This is a genomic window from Massilia aurea, assembly GCF_040790145.1.
Classification (GTDB): Bacteria; Pseudomonadota; Gammaproteobacteria; order Burkholderiales; family Burkholderiaceae_D; genus Telluria; species Telluria aurea_C.
The window spans coordinates 115,366-135,523 of record NZ_JBFMMP010000003.1 but is presented as its reverse complement, the minus strand read 5'-3'; the positions used below and the strand labels follow the sequence as shown (position 1 = coordinate 135,523).

The 20,158-nt window shown below is 60.8% G+C and carries 14 protein-coding genes; 11 read left to right on the top strand and 3 right to left on the bottom strand.

Annotated elements, in window-relative coordinates; all coding sequences use genetic code 11:
* Window positions 1-132: 132 nt before the first annotated feature.
* The 4 genes from AB2N08_RS07240 to AB2N08_RS07225 all read left to right on the top strand — a co-directional run bounded on the left by AB2N08_RS07240 (window position 133) and on the right by AB2N08_RS07225 (window position 5,546).
* On the top strand, window positions 133-1,935 hold the full coding sequence (locus tag AB2N08_RS07240; protein WP_367609964.1) for a S8 family peptidase: 1,803 nt from the start codon (window positions 133-135) through the stop codon (window positions 1,933-1,935).
* Between the two features lie 182 nt (window positions 1,936-2,117).
* Window positions 2,118-3,389: an acetamidase/formamidase family protein gene (locus AB2N08_RS07235; RefSeq protein ID WP_367609963.1), complete on the top strand. Its 1,272-nt coding sequence runs from the start codon at window positions 2,118-2,120 to the stop codon at window positions 3,387-3,389.
* A gap of 96 nt (window positions 3,390-3,485) precedes the next feature.
* The gene (gene dinB / locus AB2N08_RS07230) at window positions 3,486-4,574 is read left to right on the top strand and encodes a DNA polymerase IV (protein WP_441907096.1); all 1,089 of its coding nucleotides are present in this window, start codon (window positions 3,486-3,488) and stop codon (window positions 4,572-4,574) included.
* 75 nt (window positions 4,575-4,649) lie between these two features.
* Window positions 4,650-5,546 carry a recombination-associated protein RdgC gene (locus AB2N08_RS07225; RefSeq protein ID WP_367609962.1) on the top strand — a complete coding sequence of 299 codons (897 nt, stop codon included), beginning with the start codon at window positions 4,650-4,652 and terminating at the stop codon, window positions 5,544-5,546.
* 255 nt (window positions 5,547-5,801) lie between these two features.
* On the opposite strand, the gene AB2N08_RS07220 is transcribed toward AB2N08_RS07225, so the two are convergent.
* Complete coding sequence (locus AB2N08_RS07220; protein ID WP_367609961.1) at window positions 5,802-6,287, bottom strand: asparaginase domain-containing protein; 486 nt, start codon at window positions 6,285-6,287, stop codon at window positions 5,802-5,804.
* Between the two features lie 145 nt (window positions 6,288-6,432).
* Between AB2N08_RS07220 and AB2N08_RS07215 the strand changes: the two genes are divergently transcribed.
* A complete protein-coding gene (locus AB2N08_RS07215) occupies window positions 6,433-7,188 on the top strand; it encodes an L-asparaginase (RefSeq protein ID WP_367609960.1) in 756 nt (251 codons plus the stop codon).
* 96 nt (window positions 7,189-7,284) lie between these two features.
* Here AB2N08_RS07215 and AB2N08_RS07210 read toward each other — a convergent pair whose 3' ends face one another.
* Window positions 7,285-8,277, bottom strand: coding sequence for a D-2-hydroxyacid dehydrogenase family protein (locus AB2N08_RS07210; protein WP_367609959.1), 993 nt, complete (start codon window positions 8,275-8,277; stop codon window positions 7,285-7,287).
* Between the two features lie 357 nt (window positions 8,278-8,634).
* Here AB2N08_RS07210 and AB2N08_RS07205 point away from each other — a divergent pair, with 357 nt between their 5' ends.
* A complete protein-coding gene (locus AB2N08_RS07205; RefSeq protein ID WP_367609958.1) occupies window positions 8,635-10,500 on the top strand; it encodes a phosphoenolpyruvate carboxykinase (GTP) in 1,866 nt (621 codons plus the stop codon).
* Window positions 10,501-10,642: 142 nt separating this feature from the next.
* On the opposite strand, the gene uvrA is transcribed toward AB2N08_RS07205, so the two are convergent.
* Window positions 10,643-13,492 (bottom strand): excinuclease ABC subunit UvrA, encoded by a 2,850-nt coding sequence (gene uvrA / locus AB2N08_RS07200; RefSeq protein ID WP_367609957.1) that lies wholly within the window; start codon window positions 13,490-13,492, stop codon window positions 10,643-10,645.
* Window positions 13,493-13,948: 456 nt separating this feature from the next.
* Between uvrA and ssb the strand changes: the two genes are divergently transcribed.
* From ssb to AB2N08_RS07175, 5 genes are all read left to right on the top strand, one after another.
* Entirely contained in the window at window positions 13,949-14,458 is a 510-nt protein-coding gene (ssb, locus tag AB2N08_RS07195; protein WP_367609956.1) for a single-stranded DNA-binding protein, read from the top strand.
* 292 nt (window positions 14,459-14,750) lie between these two features.
* Window positions 14,751-15,851, top strand: coding sequence for a tyrosine-type recombinase/integrase (locus AB2N08_RS07190; protein ID WP_367609955.1), 1,101 nt, complete (start codon window positions 14,751-14,753; stop codon window positions 15,849-15,851).
* Window positions 15,835-17,373 (top strand): site-specific integrase, encoded by a 1,539-nt coding sequence (locus AB2N08_RS07185; protein ID WP_367609954.1) that lies wholly within the window; start codon window positions 15,835-15,837, stop codon window positions 17,371-17,373. The genes AB2N08_RS07190 and AB2N08_RS07185 overlap by 17 nt, the downstream gene beginning before the upstream one ends.
* A complete protein-coding gene (locus tag AB2N08_RS07180) occupies window positions 17,370-19,382 on the top strand; it encodes an integrase (RefSeq protein WP_367609953.1) in 2,013 nt (670 codons plus the stop codon). Before AB2N08_RS07185 ends, AB2N08_RS07180 begins: the two co-directional genes overlap by 4 nt.
* Entirely contained in the window at window positions 19,379-19,813 is a 435-nt protein-coding gene (locus AB2N08_RS07175) for a hypothetical protein (protein WP_367609952.1), read from the top strand. Before AB2N08_RS07180 ends, AB2N08_RS07175 begins: the two co-directional genes overlap by 4 nt.
* Window positions 19,814-20,158: the final 345 nt, after the last annotated feature.

The following is a 20,158-nucleotide window of genomic DNA, read 5'->3' as shown; positions in this document are numbered from 1 at the left end:
TGTTCCCTGTTCGCTCTTCCTTTCGCGCTACGCTGGCGCTGTCGCCTCGACGCGACGCCCCGGCCCTGGCCGGTATGACAACGACACGGGCGAGTCTCTCGCCTGACGGAAAACCTTGAACAAGGAAGAAAAATGAAGCAAACGCATTCGATTCGTCCTGCAGTGTTGAAGATGTGCGCCGCGGTCTCGCTGGCGCTGGCCTCCGGTGCGGCCCTCGCGGCCGCCGGTGAACCGCAGTTCATCGTGGAGACCGACCGTATCATCGTGAAGTACCGTGACGCGCAGCCTGCCGTCAATGGCGTGGCGGCACGCGTGGCCGGCACCAGCAGCGCGCGCAAGGCTGTGCTGGATCGTGCCGGTCAGCAGTTCGGGGTCGTGGTCCAGGAAAGCCATGCGATCTCCACCGGCGCCCAGGTGTTCAAGCTCGACCGCAAGCGCGACCTGGCCGAGGTGCGCTCGCTGGCGGCCGAAATGATGGCGCGCGACCCGTCGATCGAATACGCCGAGCCCGACCGCATCATGACGCACATGGCCACGCCGACCGACCCGCGCTACGCCGACCAGTGGCACTACTACGAAACCGCCGGCGGCCTGCGCCTGCCGGCCGCCTGGGATGTCTCGACCGGTACCGGCGTCGTGGTCGCCGTGATCGACACCGGCTACCGCCCGCACGCCGACCTGAGCGGCCAGCTGCTGGCCGGGTATGACTTCATCAGCACCGCTGCGATCGGCAACGACGGCAATGGCCGCGACAGCGACGCGAGCGACCCGGGCGACGCCGTCACGGCCGGTTCCTGCGGCAATGGTCAGCCGACCTCCGACCAGCCATCGAGCTGGCATGGCACCCACGTGGCCGGCACGGTGGCGGCGCGCACCAACAACGGCGCCGGCGTGGCGGGCGTGGCCTACAACGCCAGGGTCGTGCCGGTGCGCGTGCTGGGCAAGTGCGGCGGCTACACGTCCGACATCGCCGATGCGATCACCTGGTCGTCGGGCGGCACGGTCTCGGGTGTGCCGGCCAACGCCAACAAGGCGCGCGTGCTGAACCTGTCGCTGGGCGGCGGCGGCGCCTGCGACGCGACCACGCAAACTGCCATCAACGGCGCCCGCTCGCGCGGCGCGGTGGTGGTGGTCGCGGCCGGCAATTCGGCCGTCAATGTCAGCAATGCCAGCCCCGCCAACTGCTCGGGCGTGGTCGCGGTGGCAGCCACCGGCCGCACCGGCGGGCGCGCGTCGTATTCCAACTTCGGCACGCTGATCGACGTGGCCGCGCCAGGCGGCGACGGGGCGTCCGGCGTGCTCTCGACGCTCAATACCGGCACCGGCGCGCCGGCCTCGGACAGTTACGCGGCATACCAGGGCACGTCGATGGCCACGCCACACGTGGCCGGCGTGGCGGCGCTGATGCTGGCAGTGAACACCAACCTGACGCCGGACGAGATCGAATCGAAACTCAAGTCGACGGCGCGCGCGTTCCCCGCGACCTGCTCGGGTTGCGGCACGGGCATCGTCGATGCAGCCGCCGCCGTGGCGTCGGCCACGAGCGGTGGTGGCGGTACGCCCGCCACGACGCTGGCCGAGAGCGAGTCGAACAACACGACGGGCACGGCCGATCCGGTCACGGCCAGCAACACGACCGTCACTGGCAACCTGGGCAGCACGACCGATACCGACTACTTCCTGGTCAATCTGCCGGCTGGCAAGACGCTGACGGCATCGCTCACGGCGACCCTGAGCAGCGCCGACTACGACCTGTACGTGTACAACAGCGCCGGCACACAGTTGGGCACGAGCCAGAACGGCGCCGGCGCGACCGACACCGTCAACTCGGCCAACGCCGGCAGCAGCGCGGCGGTGCGGTATGTGCGGGTGCGTTACTACAGCGGCGGCACGGGCGCGACCAATGGCCGGTACACGCTGACGCTGAACTGGTAATGGCTGGACAATGATGGATAAACGCGCGACCTGGTCGCGCGTTTTTCGTTGATGGACGGTCATTGCGCACCCTGCCGGTGCATGAGGCAGAGTGATAGAACGTTAATTGATGCAATTTCGCATGGCACATCGATTGCTTGCGTAACAGGGTTCCCTGCCACGCTTCATCGACCGGAGTCACAATGAAATTGCACACAATCACCTTCATGACCGCATTTGCCGTGGCAGCGTTTGCGCCAGCGGCGTCCGCATTCGCCCGAGGGGCCGATGGCCTGCCGCTGCAGCCGCTGGCCGACAAGCCGGGCAAGGTCGTCGTCCCGGGCACGAAGCACGAGGTGTATTACGTGCCATCGACCGTCGACACGGTGACCTGGGGCTATCTGCCGAATGCGGCGACGAAACCGGTGCTGTCGATCCCGTCGGGCGCGACGATCGTGTTCGATACGCTGTCGCACGAAGGCCTGGTCGAAGACCAGGGCCGCGACCCGCTCAAATATTTCGGCAGCAAGGGCGTTCCCGCGAACATGGTGCTGAACGACGGCATCGCCATTACCGGCTCGAAGATGGCCCATGATTTCGCCAAGGACGGCCCGCATATCGTGACCGGTCCGGTGGCGATCGAAGGCGCCGAACCGGGCGATGTGCTGAAGGTCGAACTGCTGTCGGCCGTGCCGCGCGTGCCGTATGGCGTGATCTCGAACCGCCACGGCAAGGGTGCGCTGCCGGGCGAATTCCCTGAAACAGCCAAGCCGGAACAAGGCGCCTCGGCCGCCAACCCGGGCGCTTACAACAATGTCTCCATGTTTACGCCGATCCGGCGCGGCAAGGGCGGCAAGTGGGAAGCCGTCATGAAGACCGCCGACGGCACCGAGGTGACCTTCCCGACCGCGCCGTTCATGGGCGTGATGGGCGTGGCGCCCGATACCACCAAGCCGGTGCATTCGGTGCCGCCAGGCCTGTATGGCGGCAATATGGACATCAACGACCTGGGCGTCGGCTCGACCGTCTACCTGCCGGTGCTGGTCAAGGGCGGCAATTTCTACACCGGCGACCCGCACATGGCGCAGGGCGACGGCGAAGTGGCGCTGACCGCGCTCGAGCATTCGATGCGCCCGACCTTCCGCATCACGGTGCTGAAAAAGGGCGATGCCGGCATCCCGTCAAGCTCGGGCAGCCTGGCCAAGCCGCTGGGCGAGACGGCCGATCATTGGGTGACCATCGGCTTGAATCCCGACCTGGACGAAGCGATGAAGGACGCCACGCGCGAATCGATCCGCTTCCTGACCGAGATGCTGGGCATGGACCGCGCCACCGCCTTCGCTTACCTGAGCGCGGCCAGCGACTTCCAGGTCAGCCAGGTGGTCGACGGCACCAAGGGCGTGCACGGCATGATCCGCAAGGCCGACTTCAGCAAGGTGAAGAACAAGTTCACCGAGAAACCTCCCAAGAAGTAAGCAGCATTTGCACGGGAAAGATTTTTAGAAGATACTGTATGCAATTACAGTAATCGACCCCGGCAGTGTACGACCGCATGGGGCGGCCCCGCCAGCGTGAACGCCCCAGCCCGAAAAATCATCCACTGCGATTGCGATTGTTTCTATGCGTCGGTCGAGATGCGCGACGATCCGTCGCTGCGGGGCCGGCCGCTGGCGGTCGGAGGCCGCGCCGACCAGCGCGGCGTGGTCGCCACCTGCAATTACGAGGCGCGCCGCTTCGGCATCCATTCGGCCATGGCCACGGCCCAGGCGATGAAGCTGTGCCCGGAACTGGTGGTGATTCCGCCAGCGATGGAAAAGTACCGCATCGCGTCCAGCCAGATCATGGCCATTTACCAGGATTACACCGACATTGTCGAGCCGCTCTCGCTCGACGAAGCCTACCTGGACGTGACCGATTCGCCGCACTGCAAGGGCAGCGCGACCTTGATCGCGCAAGAGATCCGGCGCCGCATCGTCGAGACGGTGGGCATCACGGCCTCGGCCGGCGTGGGCCCGAACAAGTTCGTCGCCAAGATCGCCAGCGACTGGAACAAGCCCGACGGCCTGTTCCTGGTGCGGCCCGACGAGGTGGACGCGTTTGTTGCAGCACTGCCGGTCAAGAAGCTGCATGGCGTGGGCAAGGTGACTGCTGAAAAATTGAACCGGCTCGGCGCCCAGACCTGCGCCGACCTGCGCGGCTGGAGTCTGGACAAGCTGCAAGAGCATATGGGCAGCTTCGGCGTGCGGCTGTATGACCTGAGTCGCGGCATCGACCATCGCGAAGTGAATACCTCACGCGAGCGCAAGTCGATCAGCACTGAAGAAACGTACACGCCGGACGTGCCCGACCTGGCCGCTTGCCTGAAGCTGCTGCCCGATTTGCATGAACATTTACTTGGCCGCATCAAGCGTGCAAATGCCGAAAAATTCATCAACAAATTGTTTGTGAAGATTAAATTTTCGGACTTCCAGCAGACAACGGTCGAATGCGTGGGATATGCGCCCAATATCCCGACCTATGCGCGTTTGCTGGAAACCGGCTGGGCGCGCGCCAGCCGTCCGGTGCGTTTGCTGGGCGTCGGCGTGCGCCTGAGCGATACCGAGATCGTCGAGCAATTGCGGCTGTTCGACGATTCTCTGGACGACTCGACAACACCCTGACATTTTTGACGCTCCGGCTGCCGCCGCAGCGTAGAATGTCGTTCCCTTGAAATACTGAAACAATGGATTAAGCCTATGTGGTTCAAGAATCTCCAGATCTACCGCCTGCCGGCCCCTTGGGCCTACACCCCTGAACAGCTGGAAAAGGCCCTCGAGCCGGGCAGCTTCGTGCCTGCCAACAGCAACGAATTGCTGCGCCAGGGTTGGGACGCGCCGCGTCCGAACGGCGGCCTGGTCCACGTCGTCAACAAGCAGATGCTGATCATGCTGGGCACCGAAAAGAAATTGCTGCCGGCATCGGTCATCAACCAGGTGGCCAAGGCCAAGGCGGCCGAGATGGAAGAAGCGCAGGGCTTCCCTCCAGGCAAAAAAGCCATGAAGGAACTGAAGGAGCGCGTGGCCGACGAACTGCTGCCGCGCGCCTTTACGCTGCGCAGCAATGTCTGGACCTGGATCGACCCGGTCAATGGCTGGCTCGTGGTCGACGCGGCCAGCCCGGCCAAGGCCGACGACGTCGTCAAGCTGCTGCTCAAGGCAGTCGACAAGATGCCGCTGGAGTCGCTGCGCGTGCAGCGCTCGCCGGTCGCCGTGATGACCGGCTGGCTCGAAGCCGATGAAGCGCCGTACGGCTTCACGATCGACCAGGACACCGAACTGCGCGCCACGGGCGAAAGCCGCGCCGCAGTGCGTTACGTGAAGCACACGCTCGAGCCGGACGACATCCGTCGCCACATCGCCGCCGGCAAGCAGTGCACGCGCCTGGCCATGACGTGGAACGACCGCGTCAGCTTCGTGCTGACCGAATCGCTGGCGATCAAGGGCATCAAGCCGCTGGACGTGATCAAGGAAGGCGAAAGCCCGACCCACAACGACGATGAACGTTTCGACAACGATATCGTGTTGATGACGGGTGAACTGTCCAAGCTGCTGGCCGACGTGGTCGAGGCGCTGGGCGGCGAAGCCAAGGCGTAAGCACGAGGTCCCGGTACGATAGGACGGCTGGACATCGCGTCCGGCCGTTTTCTTTTGTTGGCTTAAAAACGTCGTTCCAGCGAAGGTGAACCCAAGTTTCTCGGCACACCGCTGGGCAACGAAGCGCGCTAACGGTTGCGCAACGAACTTGGGTTCCCGCCAAGGCGCCCGGCGAGCGCGGGAACGACGGTTTTTCGGGCAGCGGTATTATCCCCGGACAGCAGGGCGCCTGCGCCGGAACGACGGCTGAGCAGGCTACAATCCCTGAAACACACCCGCACTACGGTTCTTCGTCACGTTATCCCATGGGAACACCTGGCCGTTCATGGCCACGTACACGCCGGCCGGCAATACCTGCGCCACGCCGCAGGCAAAGCCCAGGTTGAACAGCGCGTCGGAATTGGCGATCGAATACGGGATCATGGCGCCGGTCAGCACGATCGTCTGGTCGAGCCTGGCGGCGCCCAGCACGGCGGCCGTTTCGCTCATGGTGTCGGTGCCGTGCACGATCACGATGGCTTTCTCGGCTGCGGCCTGGCAGGTCGTGAGCACACGCTCGCGATCAAGGTCGCCCATCTCGAGCGAATCGAGCAGCGGCAACACGTCGAGCGCGACTGGCACGGTCATGCGGCTACGCTTGATAACCTCTGGCAAATGGCTTTCGGCAAAGCCGAGTACACCGTTCAATTCGTTGTAATGCTTGTCGAAAGTGCCGCCGGTGGCGATGAGTCGCAAAGTCATGTTGGTTTATCCACTCGCTGAAAAAAGGTGCTCATGATAGCTCTAAACCATCGTTTTTCCCCAGGCGACTGCGCTAGAATCGTTCGGATCGGATGAGTATCTGCGCCATCGTTTTACTTTTTCTCCCGTCCATTTTCCTTTTGCCATGAAAGCAGTCGCCCCCGGAACCGTGATCTTCCAGCGCCATCGCGGCTATGGCGTGATCACGCACGTCAACCTGCTGACCGGCTGGGTCTCGGCGCGTTTCGGCAACGAGTCGCGCTCGCAAGACCTGAACCTGTCGAACGACGAGGTGCAGCATGCCGACGGCGAGCCCATCCTGTTCCGGCGCGCCCCGCCCGATCGCATGCCACACGCGCGCCTGATGGCCGTCGTGCGTGCACTGCACGAGGCCGGCTACCAGAAACTGTATCTGTACTCGTGGCCCAAGCCGTCGGGCCTGCACTGGCGCTGGCACCTGTTCACGGGGCCGCGCAACTGGATGCAGCGTACCTGGCGCGAAGGCTGGTATGGCTCGGGCGCCGAGTACAACAACAATCCGGTGATGGGCTGGAACGATGTGCCGGGCGCGAGCACCGATGAGCTGATCCACGCGCTGGCCAGGTTCGATCCGCAAGGGCTGGCCGAGGCGCTGGGCCGCGACGAAGACCACACGGCGTGGTTCGCGCAGGCGTGCGACCTGCTGCTGCCGGGGTATATGTATAGCCTGAACATGGAACGCCCGCCAGGCGGCGGCCTGATCGAAGCGCCGCCGGTGCCGATCGTGCCGGTGCGTGCGGGCCTGAAACCGTATGCCGGGCCGGATATCGGCTGGCCGCCGGGCTGGGCCGGTTTGTGGACCGGCACGCATGTGCTGCCGGCGCCAAAGATCAATATCACGGGCGAGCCCGAGCTGCGCTGAGCGTTTCGGCCTGCCACCGATGAACGCCGTTCCAGCGAAGGCTGGAACCCAAGTCTTCTTGCAGACAACATTGCCCCGCTCAGCGCCGAAGTTCGCCTACTGCTTACCCAGCGCTTCCGGATTGAGAATATTGCTCGGCGCACCTTGCGCGAAGTGCACAATATTTTCGAACGCTGCCCTGAAGTACAGCTCGTAACTATCCTGCTCGACATACCCCAAGTGCGGCGTCGCCAGGACGGTCGGAATGCGCAGCAACTCGGCATCCGGCGCCAGCGGCTCGCTGGTGAACACGTCCAGCGCTGCCGTGCCGGGCCGGCCCTTCTTCAAGGCGCTTTCCAGCGCGCCTTCTGCCACCAGCTCGGCGCGGCTGGTATTGACGAACAGTGCATCCGGTTTCATCCGCGCCAGGTCGCTCGCCGTAACGATGCCACGGGTCGAATCGGCCAGGCGCAAGTGCAGGCTCAACACATCCGCCATGGCGAACAGCGCCTCGCGCGATGGCGCCGCCTCAAAGCCATCGGCGAGCGCCGCTTGCCGGCTGGCGTCGCTACCCCACACCACCACCCGCATCCCGAATGCACGCGCATAGCCCGCCACCAGCTTGCCGATCTTGCCGTAGCTCCAGAGGCCCAGCGTGCGACCGTGCAGCACGCGGCCCACGCCATTCAATACCGGGTTGGTCGAGGCCGTCTGCCATAGCCCGTCCTTCAGATTGGTGGCATATGGCACGATCTTGCGGCTGGCCGCCATGATCAATGCCCACGTCAATTCCGCTGGTGCAATCGGCGAGCCAACACCTTCGGCAATCGCGATGCCGCGCGCGGTTGCAGCGGCGACGTCGACGTGACCGCTGACCTTGCCGGTCTGCGAAATCAGTTTCAGGTTGGGCAATTTGGCCAGCAGGGCTGCGGGGAAGACAGTACGCTCGCGGATCAGAACCAGCGCGTCGAACGGCGCCAGCCGGATGGCAAGCTGACCCAGGCCACGGGTCGAGCTTTGGAAGATCTTGACCTCATGGCCGTCCAGTAGCGAAAAACAATCCAGGCGACGTGCAGCGTCTTGATAGTCATCAAGAATCGCGATTTTCATTGGTGTTGTCACAGTTATATGATCTGCATGTAAACAAATAACACGATAGGGCAAATGCCCAAATAGCCTACTACATTACTAGGGCAATTTTCCTACTTTTTTGTAGTGAACCGCTCCGAAACGCTGTTTTGCGGGTGTACAATCGGCGCAGAACTTAAGTGAATGACACGTATCCAACGGTGCTCACGAGACGCACCGAACAGCTTTATCAGAAGCTGCCGACCCGACCGCTGCATCGTTTTATTGCTGCCCCAGAGCGCTCGCCTGACGTCGATATCGACCGCAGGTCGCCCCGGCAAACCACGATCCCAGGCAACGGTCTACCCGAATTCTTAATTGGCATTTGGAGGTATCCCCATGAACCAACCCGTGATGGGCGGCGTTGCCGCACTCAACGTCCCAGCTTACATCAAACATCAAAAACTCATCAATTGGGTCGCTGAGGTTGCTGCGCTGACCAAACCTGACAGCATTTACTGGTGCGACGGTTCGGAAGACGAATACGACCGCCTGTGCGCCGAGATGGTGGCCGCAGGCACGATGAAAAAGCTGAACCCGGCCAAGCGCCCGAACTCCTACCTGGCCTGGTCCGATCCTTCGGATGTGGCGCGCGTCGAAGACCGCACCTATATCTGCTCGGCCACGAAAGAAGAAGCCGGCCCGACCAATAACTGGATGGAACCGGCCGACATGCGCCGCACGCTGCACGGCCTGTTCGACGGCTGCATGACCGGCCGCACGCTGTACGTGGTGCCGTTCTCGATGGGCCCGCTGGGTTCGCCGATCGCCCACATCGGCGTCGAACTGTCCGATTCGCCGTACGTCGCCGTCAATATGCGCATCATGACGCGCATGGGCCGCGCCGTGTACGACGTGCTGGGCCAGGATGGCGAGTTCGTGCCGTGCGTGCACTCGGTCGGGATGCCGCTGGCCGAAGGCCAGCCTGATGTCGCATGGCCATGCAACGCCACCAAGTACATTGTTCACTACCCGGACACCCGCGAAATCTGGTCGTTCGGCTCCGGCTACGGCGGCAACGCGCTGCTGGGCAAGAAGTGCTTCGCGCTGCGCATCGCCTCAAACATGGGTTACCAAGAGGCGCAAGCCGGCGGCACCGGCTGGCTGGCCGAGCACATGCTGATCCTGGGCGTCGAATCGCCAGAGGGCGACAAGAAATACATCGCCGCCGCGTTTCCGTCGGCCTGCGGCAAGACCAACTTCGCCATGCTGATTCCGCCACAAGCATTCAACGGCTGGAAAGTCACGACCATCGGCGACGACATCGCCTGGATCAAGCCGGGCGCGGACGGCAAGCTGGTGGCAATCAATCCGGAAGCCGGCTACTTCGGCGTGGCCCCGGGCACCAACGAAAAAACCAATCCGAACTGCATGGCGTCGCTGCGTGAAAACGTCATCTTCACCAACGTGGCGCTGACTGACGATGGCGACGTGTGGTGGGAAGGCATGACGAAAGAAGCGCCAGCCCACCTGATCGACTGGCAGGGCAAGGACTGGACGCCGGCATCCGGCACCAAGGCTGCGCACCCGAACGCGCGCTTCACGGTCGCCGCCACGCAGAATCCCGTGATCGATGCCGCCTGGGACGATCCGGCCGGCGTGCCGATCTCGTCGTTCATCTTCGGTGGCCGCCGCTCGACGACAGTGCCTTTGGTAACCGAAGCGCGCGACTGGGTGGAAGGCGTCTACATGGCCGCCGCGATGGGGTCGGAGACCACCGCCGCCGCCGCCGGCCAGATGGGTGTCGTGCGCCGCGATCCATTTGCGATGCTGCCATTCATCGGCTACAACATGAGCGACTACTTCCAGCACTGGCTCGATCTTGGCAAGAAAGTCGAAGCCATTGATCCGGCGGCATTGCCGAAGATCTTCTGCGTCAACTGGTTCCGCACCGATGACCAGGGCAACTTCGTGTGGCCAGGCTACGGCGACAATATGCGCGTCCTGAAATGGATCCTGGACCGCACAGGTGGCGCCACCGGCGGCACCGAGCACCTGTTCGGCACCACGCCGAACTACACCGACCTGAACTGGGATGGCGTGGACTTCAGCGAGCAGCAATTCCAGCAGATCACGTCGATTGACAAGGATGCCTGGCGCGAAGAACTGAAACTGCATACCGAGCTGTTCGAGAAGCTGGCCTACCACCTGCCGCAAGAGCTGGTGGCCACGCGTGACCGGCTGGAGAAACAATTGGTGGCTTGAGTACAAGCTTGAACTCGAGCAGCCTGGTGGGGGAGGCGCCGCCGTCAAGGCGGTGAACACATAAAAAAAAGAACAGGGGCAGCGCCGGTGGCGCTGCCCCTGATTCATTTGTGGCCTGTGACGTGGCAGGCCGGCTACGGTTTTATGCCTTCAACAACGGCTTCAAATACTTGCCCGTCGCGCTGCCCTTGTTCTTGGCCACGTCTTCCGGCGTACCGGTCGCCACAATGACGCCGCCGCCGGCGCCGCCTTCCGGCCCCAGGTCGACCACCCAGTCCGCCGTCTTGATGACGTCCAGATTGTGCTCGATGATCGCCAGCGTGTTGCCCTGGTCGCGCAGACGGTGAATGACCTTGAGCAGCAGGTCGATATCGGCAAAGTGCAGGCCGGTCGTCGGTTCATCCAGGATGTACAAGGTGCGGCCCGTGTCGCGCTTGGACAGCTCGAGCGACAGTTTTACACGCTGCGCCTCGCCGCCCGACAAGGTCGTCGCACTTTGCCCCAGCTTGATGTACCCCAGGCCCACGTCCAGCAGCGTCTGCAGCTTGCGCGCAATCACCGGCACCGGCTTGAAGAACTCGTGCGCATCTTCCACCGTCATTTCCAGCACTTCGGTGATGTTCTTGCCCTTGTAGTTCACTTCCAGCGTTTCGCGGTTGTAGCGCTTGCCGTGGCACACGTCGCACGGCACATACACGTCCGGCAAGAAGTGCATCTCGACCTTGATCACGCCGTCGCCCTGGCACGCTTCGCAGCGCCCGCCCTTGACGTTGAACGAGAAGCGGCCCGCGCTGTAGCCGCGTTCCTTGGCGGTCGGCACCGTCGAGAACAGGTCGCGGATCGGCGTGAACAGGCCCGTGTACGTGGCCGGATTCGAGCGCGGCGTGCGCCCGATCGGCGCCTGGTCGACCGAGATCACCTTGTCGAAGTGCTCCAGGCCGTGGATCGACGTGTGCTCGGCCGGCTCGGTTTGCGAACCGTACAGGTGACGCGACAGCGCCGGGTACAGCGTGTCGTTGATCAGGGTCGACTTGCCCGAGCCCGAGACGCCCGAAATGCACGTCATCAAACCCACCGGCAGCGTCAGGGTCACATCCTTGAGGTTATTGCCCTTGGCGCCCGTGATCACGAGCTGGCGCGCCGGATCGGCCTTGGTGCGCTTCTTCGGCACTTCGATCCGGCGCCGGCCATCGAGGTACTGGGCCGTCACCGAATGCTCGTTCTTCATGATCTGCTCGAGCGTGCCTTCTGCGATGATCTGCCCGCCATGCACGCCCGCGCCCGGCCCCATGTCGACGATGTAGTCGGCGGTGCGGATCGCGTCTTCGTCGTGCTCGACCACCAGCACGCTGTTGCCGATGTCGCGCAAATGCTTCAGCGTCGCGATCAGGCGATCGTTGTCGCGCTGGTGCAGGCCGATCGACGGCTCATCGAGCACGTACATGACGCCCGTCAGGCCCGAACCGATCTGCGATGCCAGGCGAATGCGCTGCGCTTCGCCGCCGGACAAGGTGTCCGCGCTGCGGTCGAGCGACAGGTAATCCAGGCCGACGTTGTTCAGGAACTTCAGGCGCGAAATGATCTCCTTGATCACGCGCTCGGCGATGTCTTTCTTGGCGCCGGTCAGTTCCAGCGTTTCGAAGAACTCCAGCGTATCGCGCAGCGGCTTGTCGGACACTTCATAGATGGCGCGCTGCTGGGCGCCCTGGCCGATTTTCACGTAGCGCGCTTCGGTGCGCAGGCGCGCGCCCTCGCACGACGGGCACTTCTTCTCGTTGATGAACTTCGCCAGCTCTTCCTTGACCGCCATCGAATCGGTCTCGCGATAACGGCGCTGCAGATTGTTCACGACGCCCTCGAACGTGTGCTCGCGGATCACGGTACGGCCGCGCTCGTTCACATAGCTGAACGGGATCGACGTCTTGCCGGAGCCGAACAGCACGGCCTCTTGCGATGCCGCCGGCAATTTGTCGAACGGCACGTCGAGGTCGAATTCGTAATACGCCGCCAGGTTCTGCAGCATCTGGAAGTAGAACTGGTTGCGGCGATCCCAGCCCTTGACGGCGCCGGACGCCAGCGACAGGTGCGGGAAGGCCACGACCCGTTTCGGATCGAAGAATTCGATGTGGCCCAGGCCGTCACACTCCTGGCAGGCGCCCATCGGGTTATTGAACGAGAACAGGCGCGGTTCCAGCTCTTGCAGCGAGTAGCCGCACACATTGCACGCGAACTTGTTCGAGAACACCGTCATGTTCTCGGTGTCCATTTCATACGCAACCGCGCGGCCATCGGCCAGGCGCAGTGCGGTCTCGAAACTTTCGGCCAGGCGCTGCTTGATGTCCGGATTGACCTTGATGCGGTCGATCACGACGTCGATCGTGTGCTTCTCGGTCTTCTTCAGCTTGGGCAGCTCGTCGATCTCGTAGATTTTCGCCGCGGCCACGCCGCTGGCGATACGGAAACGCACGAAGCCCTGGGCCTGCATCGCCAGGAACAGGTCGCCATGCTCACCCTTGCGGCCGGCCACGACCGGCGCCAGGATCATCAGCTTGGTGCCTTCCGGCATGGCCAGCACCGAGTCGACCATCTGCGACACGGTCTGCGCGGCCAGCGGATGGTGCGGGTGCTGCGGGCAATACGGCGTGCCGACGCGCGCGTACAGCAGGCGCAGGTAGTCGTGGATCTCGGTGACGGTGCCGACGGTCGAGCGCGGATTGTGCGAGGTGGCTTTTTGCTCGATCGAAATCGCCGGGGACAGGCCCTCGATCAGGTCGACGTCGGGCTTTTCCATCAACTGCAGGAACTGGCGCGCGTAGGCCGACAGCGATTCGACATAGCGGCGCTGGCCTTCTGCGTACAAGGTGTCGAAGGCAAGCGACGACTTGCCGGAGCCCGACAGGCCGGTAATCACGATCAGCTTGTTGCGCGGCAGGTCGAGATTGATGTTCTTCAGATTGTGCGTGCGGGCACCACGAATGCGAATTTCTTCCATTAATTGGGCAGACTTTCTATTAGTTTAATGCGGGGCCGCGAACGCTAAATGACGGAGTCAGCGGGCCAATCGGGGAGAACCCATAAGTGTAGCTGGTTTTTGTTGCGGCTGTACATTTGTCCAGTAGTTCTGGTGTGCGCGATGCCGGAACAGCAAGCATATTCGGGCGCGTAATGGCCTGGAAAACGACAAGTCCGCCGTATGTGGGTCGATCCGCAATCGGTTCAATGACAAAGCGTTCAGATTCTGAAAATAAATTCTCCTGCTGAGCTATAGCCGAGGTCGAAATGACAATGAAAATGACCCGATGACGCCCGCATGAGGGCTGACGCAAACGAACAAAGTGCTATCCCAAATCCCGGCGCCGGCCTCATAATGGTGAGCTGTACCACCACGTTCCCTGACGCCTAGATATACGCAGAGTCAGGGCTGATCATACCCAGCAGGAGTAATCAAATGGCATCAGTTAACAAGGTCATCATCGTCGGCAACCTCGGCCGCGACCCGGAAGTGCGCTACATGCCGAGCGGCGACGCCATCGCGAACATCGCGGTCGCTACCTCGTACAAATCCAAAGACCGCAACACCGGCGAGCAAAAAGAACTCACCGAGTGGCACCGTATTTCGTTCTTCGGCCGCCTGGCCGAGATCGTTGCCCAATACCTGAAAAAAGGCTCGTCGGTCTACGTCGAAGGCCGCCTGCAGACCCGCAAGTACACGGATAAAGACGGCATCGAGCGCTACGCAACCGATGTCATCGCTGAAAACATGCAAATGCTGGGCGGGCGCCAGGGCATGGGCGGCGGCGACAGCATGGGCGGCGGTGGCGGCATGGACGACGACTACTCGGCGCCACAGCAGCCACGCCAGCAAGCGCCACGCCAGGCGCCACCGGCACCGGCAGCACGTCCGCAGCCGAAGCCGGCGCCGAACTTCTCGGATATGGACGACGACATTCCGTTCTGAGGCCTACTTCGTAGTATTTTTGTTGATATGGCCCGCGTCCTCCAAGGACGCGGGCTTTTTTGTTTACCCACACTTCGTTTTGTGATTTCCTAGAGCAGTTGTTCTGCTACTACTTAACGAGAACGGTGGGTAGATGAATACATTCGTTGCAAAGCGCGTCAAATTTCGGAATGGGGAGCGTTGCTCAGTTCTGAGCCGACCCGGCGGCTTACCGGTCCACGAGGTTACCCTTTACTTGGCAGGGTGCCGCAAGCGCGGCCTAGCCGCTAACACAATTCATGGTGTATGCAGGGTGCTGGCCTTGCTGTATCGGGAGCTTGCCAAGGCGGGAATTGACTTAATCCACCGGCTGGGCCGGGGCCAGTTCTTGACGATACCCGAGCTCAACAGATTGGCCGATGCTGCTCAATACAGGCTTGATGATCTTGCTGACGAAGATGTAGACGAATCGTGCAGTTCGAACGTCATTGCTATCAAACGAATCCGAATGCGCCGCAAGGTGGCCGTCGGGAAAGAGTTGGCGGCAGTCTGTGTGACGAGTCATGCTTCCCGACTGCAGTACATGGCGGACTACCTGGAATTTTTGGCGACATATGTGGGCGCGACGCTGTCGTCGGTCTTGGGAACAAGGCTAGCGCAGGAAACCGCCCAAGCCCTTAGGGCATTTCGTGCCGAGGTGCCCCGGGTTTCTAAGCGAGCCAAGTTAGGAGCCCGTGAGGGACTTTCAAGGGAGGATCAGGATCGGCTCCTCAAGGTGATTCACCCGAATTCGCTCAACAACCCGTGGAAGCGACGTTTCGTCCGTCAGCGGAACTGGCTGATTGTTGTGCTCTTGCTCGCCACTGGAATGCGTCGCGGCGAACTGCTCGGTCTACAGATTCGAGACCTTGACCAACGGCTCCCGAAGCTGCGAATCCTCCGACGGGCAGATGCAAACGACGATCCTCGTGACACTCAGCCTGGTACCAAAACCTACGACCGGGAGATCGAATTACGACCGGCCATCATGCGGTCCGTCTGGAGCTACATCAATCGCCAGAGAAGGAAAATCAAGGCTGCCCGAAAGTATCCGCAGCTCATCGTGGCGGATGACGGCCAGCCGTTGTCCTTGAAGAGTATCGACAAGATTTTCATGCAGATTCGCGATGCTTGCCCGGGCTTGCCCGATACCCTGACAAGCCATGTGTTGCGCCATACCTGGAACGACCGCTTCTCTGACGAGGCTGAAATAATGGGGCTGACGGATGCCGTCGAAGAGAAGGCGCGAAACGAGCAACAAGGGTGGACCGATAACTCGAAGTCTGGTGCAACCTATACTCGTCGTCACGCTAGCCGCAAAGGGCGGGAGCTCTCCCTAAAACTGCAGGAGCAACTCGATGTCGCAGACCATTGAACCTGGCTCGTCCACCGCTCTTGCCATTACGTTGCCTGAGCGTGTGTTTACCCGCAGCGGTACCAGTTTCGACCCAGGGGAAAACCTTTGGGAGTGGGCCGACGGCCCATTCAACGCGCGAATCGACTTTCGCCGCTACAGGGATGGATTCGAAGTGTTTGTCCCTGCGCTCAAGCAGGCCCTTCTCCCCTTCGTTAAGGGACACTCGTCGGCGCATGTCGTGAATCTACAGAATGCCTTCTACTATTTTCTACGAACAATGCAGACATGTCCCGAAGGGGCGATAAGTGCACAGCACATCGCCGACTACGCTGCAAAGGTTGGCGTTGACGAAAGCTGGCGGGTTGGAACGCTCAACGGACTGCTACAGAAGTGGGTTGCGCTCGCTCTGCCCGGTGTCGAGCCGCAGTGCGCTACGTACTTGCTAGAGCGACGGAAGTGCGGGAACAAGAAGGGTGAGGCCGTCAGGACGCGGAATCCGGTCGAAGGACCTTTGAGCGAAGAGGAGTACACCGCACTGTACTCGGTGGCCAATGCTGCGTACGGCCGCGGGCATTTTCCGTTATGGATGCTTTTGCTCACCCGATTGCTCTTGGCTTGCGGCGGGAGAATCTCTCAATACGCCTCACTGAAGCTTTGCGACTTCGACGGCGACAAGTCGGAGTTGAGTCTGCCGCAGGCCAAAACGGGAGAGGAACACACGCGGAGCAGCTTTATTCTCTTTGACATTAGCCCGCAAACGGGACGGCTCATCTCTGATTACATCAATGGCTTGTGCGCCGAGGGATACGACGGCAATTCCGCTTTCTTCCCCCAAAGTTTGGTCATGCCGCGGGGAACCCGCAAGCAGCTGCGGGGCATTGACCACTTGTTTTACGGGCACTGCGACCCCAACGGCTTGTCGAGACGTTTCAAGACTCTTGTGGCCGAGATCGCCCCGCCGACGTCCCGGCTTGACTTTGCGCCGCTGCCACTGACGCCCCAGCGGTTCCGGTACACCTTTGGCACTCGGCTAGCTGAGGAGGGGGCAAGCAGAGTAGTCATCGCAAATCGCCTAGGCCACGCGGACCTGCAAAACGTTGAGGTGTATGTTTCGGCCTCGCCGAAGATTGTCGAGAACATCGATCGGACCATGGAAGCATTACTTGCTCCGTTAGCACGTGCATTTAAGGGGCAGGTCGTTGAAGATGAGGCCCACAGCACCCACAAGGGGGCGCCAGGCAGCCGCATTATTGATTTCCGAGTCTCCAACGACCCGGTAGGCAGCTGCGGCGGAAAGGGAAGCAATTGCGCATTCAACAAACCTTTAGCTTGCTATACGTGCTTCCGGTTTGAGCCGTGGTTAGATGCTCCACACGTGAAAGTACTTGAGCGGTTGCTGGGCGAGCGGGAGAAGTGGTTGACAGACGATCGGATGGCAGCCATAAACGATGGGCCGATCTGGGCTGTCCAGGAGGTCATCGTCCATTGCACTCAAATTTGGCAGCAGCGTGCCCAACGGGCATCGGAGGCTGCATCGTGAGCGCGCCAGTCCTCAACTTTACGCCTCGGGCCGAACTACAGCCCTCGGCCAACCTTGCCGCTTTCGTAGAACTCTGCAGAAACTCGGAGGTCCTCGATGCCAAGAGACAGTTTGCCAAGGATGTTTGGGATGTTGGCTACCTGAAAGGACATAATAAGGTGCATCGGGCGGTTTTCAGCACTCTTGAAGCGGCTAGTGACAATAAGCCCCAGCCGAGCCTGCCTCCTCCCTTCCTAGACTTTGCGAAAGCGACCCTCATCTATCTCCACGACAAGCAACCTGTCATATCTCAAGCTACGCGTATCGCCTCGCTTCGATGTTTGGAAGCAGCGTTGCGGGAGTCGGGAAAGGGCTCGCGACCGACGGCAGTTGACCAAACCATACTGGACAGCGCGGTTGAAATTGCAACGAAACAGGTGTCACCAGGTGTGGCATATGGAATTGGTTGCCAATTGAAACTTATTGCTGGGTTCATGTGCTCCAAGGGATTCATCACCCTTCGTCAGCGCTGGGCACACGGTTTGAAAAATCCTCAGGAGCTGGGATCCCGCATCTCCAAGGAGGCATTTACGGCGCGTCAGGAGAGACTGCCTTCCCGTGCCACGCTTCGGGCGCTGGGGGCCATCTTCTACCAAGCCATCGAGCCTGTTGATGTGCTGGTATCGAGCAACACCGCTTTGATGCTCTGCGCACCAGAGCGCATCAATGAAACGTTGCGGCTTCGGCGAAACTGCCTTGTTGAGGGGGCCGGCGAATACCGTGGGAAGTTGGGGTTACGGTGGTCTGGATCAAAGGGCTTCAAAGACACCACAAAGTGGCTCCCTACAGAAATGGCCCCGATTGCGCGGCAGGCTGTCATACGCATCATCCAAGTGACAGGCCCGTCTCAGAAGCTGGCAGCATGGTATACCGCGAATCCGAACAAACTATACCTTCATGAGGGAGCAGAGCATTTAAGAGACCGACGAGTTTTGACGCTGAGTGAAATCGGGTTAGTGCTATGGGGTGATGAGACAGCTAAGGAATCGGCGAGTGTGTGGGCGCAGCATAGAAATAAGCTGCCTAAGCTAAAACTCGGTGATCGCAGTATCGGTTTTTTCTTACAGGATGTGGAGCGCGCTGTTATTGCGATGCTGCCAGCGACATTCCCGTCTGTGCCCGGTTCTCCCGAGCTCTTATGCCTAGACGCGCTGGCGATCATGCGAACTAACGAACTAAATCCGACAAGGCCTACATATCTATGCATGTTCACTTGCGTTGATTACAGCGCTCTAACGAACCACTTCGGAGGATACAAGGACAAAACGTCTATCTTTAAGCGTTTTGGGTATTTCGAAGATGATGGCTCACCGATCGAGCTCCAGAGCCACAGTCTGCGTCACTATCTGAATATGTTGGCGCAGACCGGTGGCTTGAGCAGTACCGAAATCGCCATCTTCTCTGGTCGGACGGATGTTAAGCAGAATCGTTCCTACGATCACATGACTTCTGACGAGGTCCAAGCGCCCATCAACCAAGCCTTGAAGAATGGATTCACGTCAGAGCTAGAACCAATTTTCGACGCCTCGCGCCCCCTTGTCACACGCGGCGAGTTCAAAAGGCTTAGTCTGACGGCAGCACACACTACAGAATACGGCTGGTGCATTCACGACTTCGCAAGTGAGCCGTGTCAGATGTACCGGGACTGTATCAACTGCGAGGAGCAGGAATGCTTTAAAGGCGAGGAGCAAAAGGAAGCGAACCTCCGGATGCTCAAGGAGGAGACCGAGTACCTGTTGAACCAGGCGCGGGAAGCCTTGGGGGAAGAAGAATACGGCGCGGACACGTGGGTCAAACACCAAAGCAACACGCTGCACCGGGTCAATGCCCTGCTGACGATTTTGGAAGATCCCGCGGTTCCGGATGGCGCGCGGATCAGGTTGGACGTCGCTAACGCTCAACTCATCACCGCCGACAACGTCCGCCCTGTCAAGGTTGTAAAGAAGATGCAAGGAAGGACGCTGCCATGAAGAAGGACCGCGCACCCGATTTAACCGATGAACGCATAATTACAGTCATCGAGATGTTGGACGAGTGGAAGGGAAAACTGACCTGGGAGCTTTTGCTGAGCGCGGTCGAAAAAGCTACTGGTCACCGCTATTCAAGGTTCACATTTTTCGAGTACCCCCAGATTGCTAATGCATTTTCTCTGAAGAAAGACGTCTTGCGTGGCACTTTACCGCGTGCGCGCGGTGAACCTCGAGACGAACGACTTCGTGGCGCATTCGCTCAGGTAGAACGCTACCAAGCTAAAATCGATCGGCTTGAAGCAGAGAACCGACTACTAACCGAACAGTTTGTGACGTGGGCGACTAACGCCGAGCGCAAGGGTGTCACAATGGACATCTTAAATACTCCGCTACCCAAGCCCGAGCGCGAAAGAAGCAAAGAGGTAAAGTGATGGCTAGAGGGGCAGAAAGTTGTGGAGTAAAATTTTCAAGCGTTCATCGCTTGGCTGTCTAGCCACGCCGACGAGGACTTCAGACAACAGGTGGCCCCGCAGCAGCTGGTCGAGGAAAGAAATTTCGGCGCAGTGCCAATCTGCGGTTAGCTCGTTGAATCAAATCCTGTATCAAATCCGCGCTTCTGGCAAGGAATGCACTCCTGCGCGAAACGGGCGTATTGCTTGCGATTCCAGTAAGACTGACCACGCTAACGCGACCTCATCGGTCCTTCTCGAATCCGTCCGCAGCTTGCGCGATGCCAATACATAAAATATTCCCAATATAAAGGATCGTATTTTGCT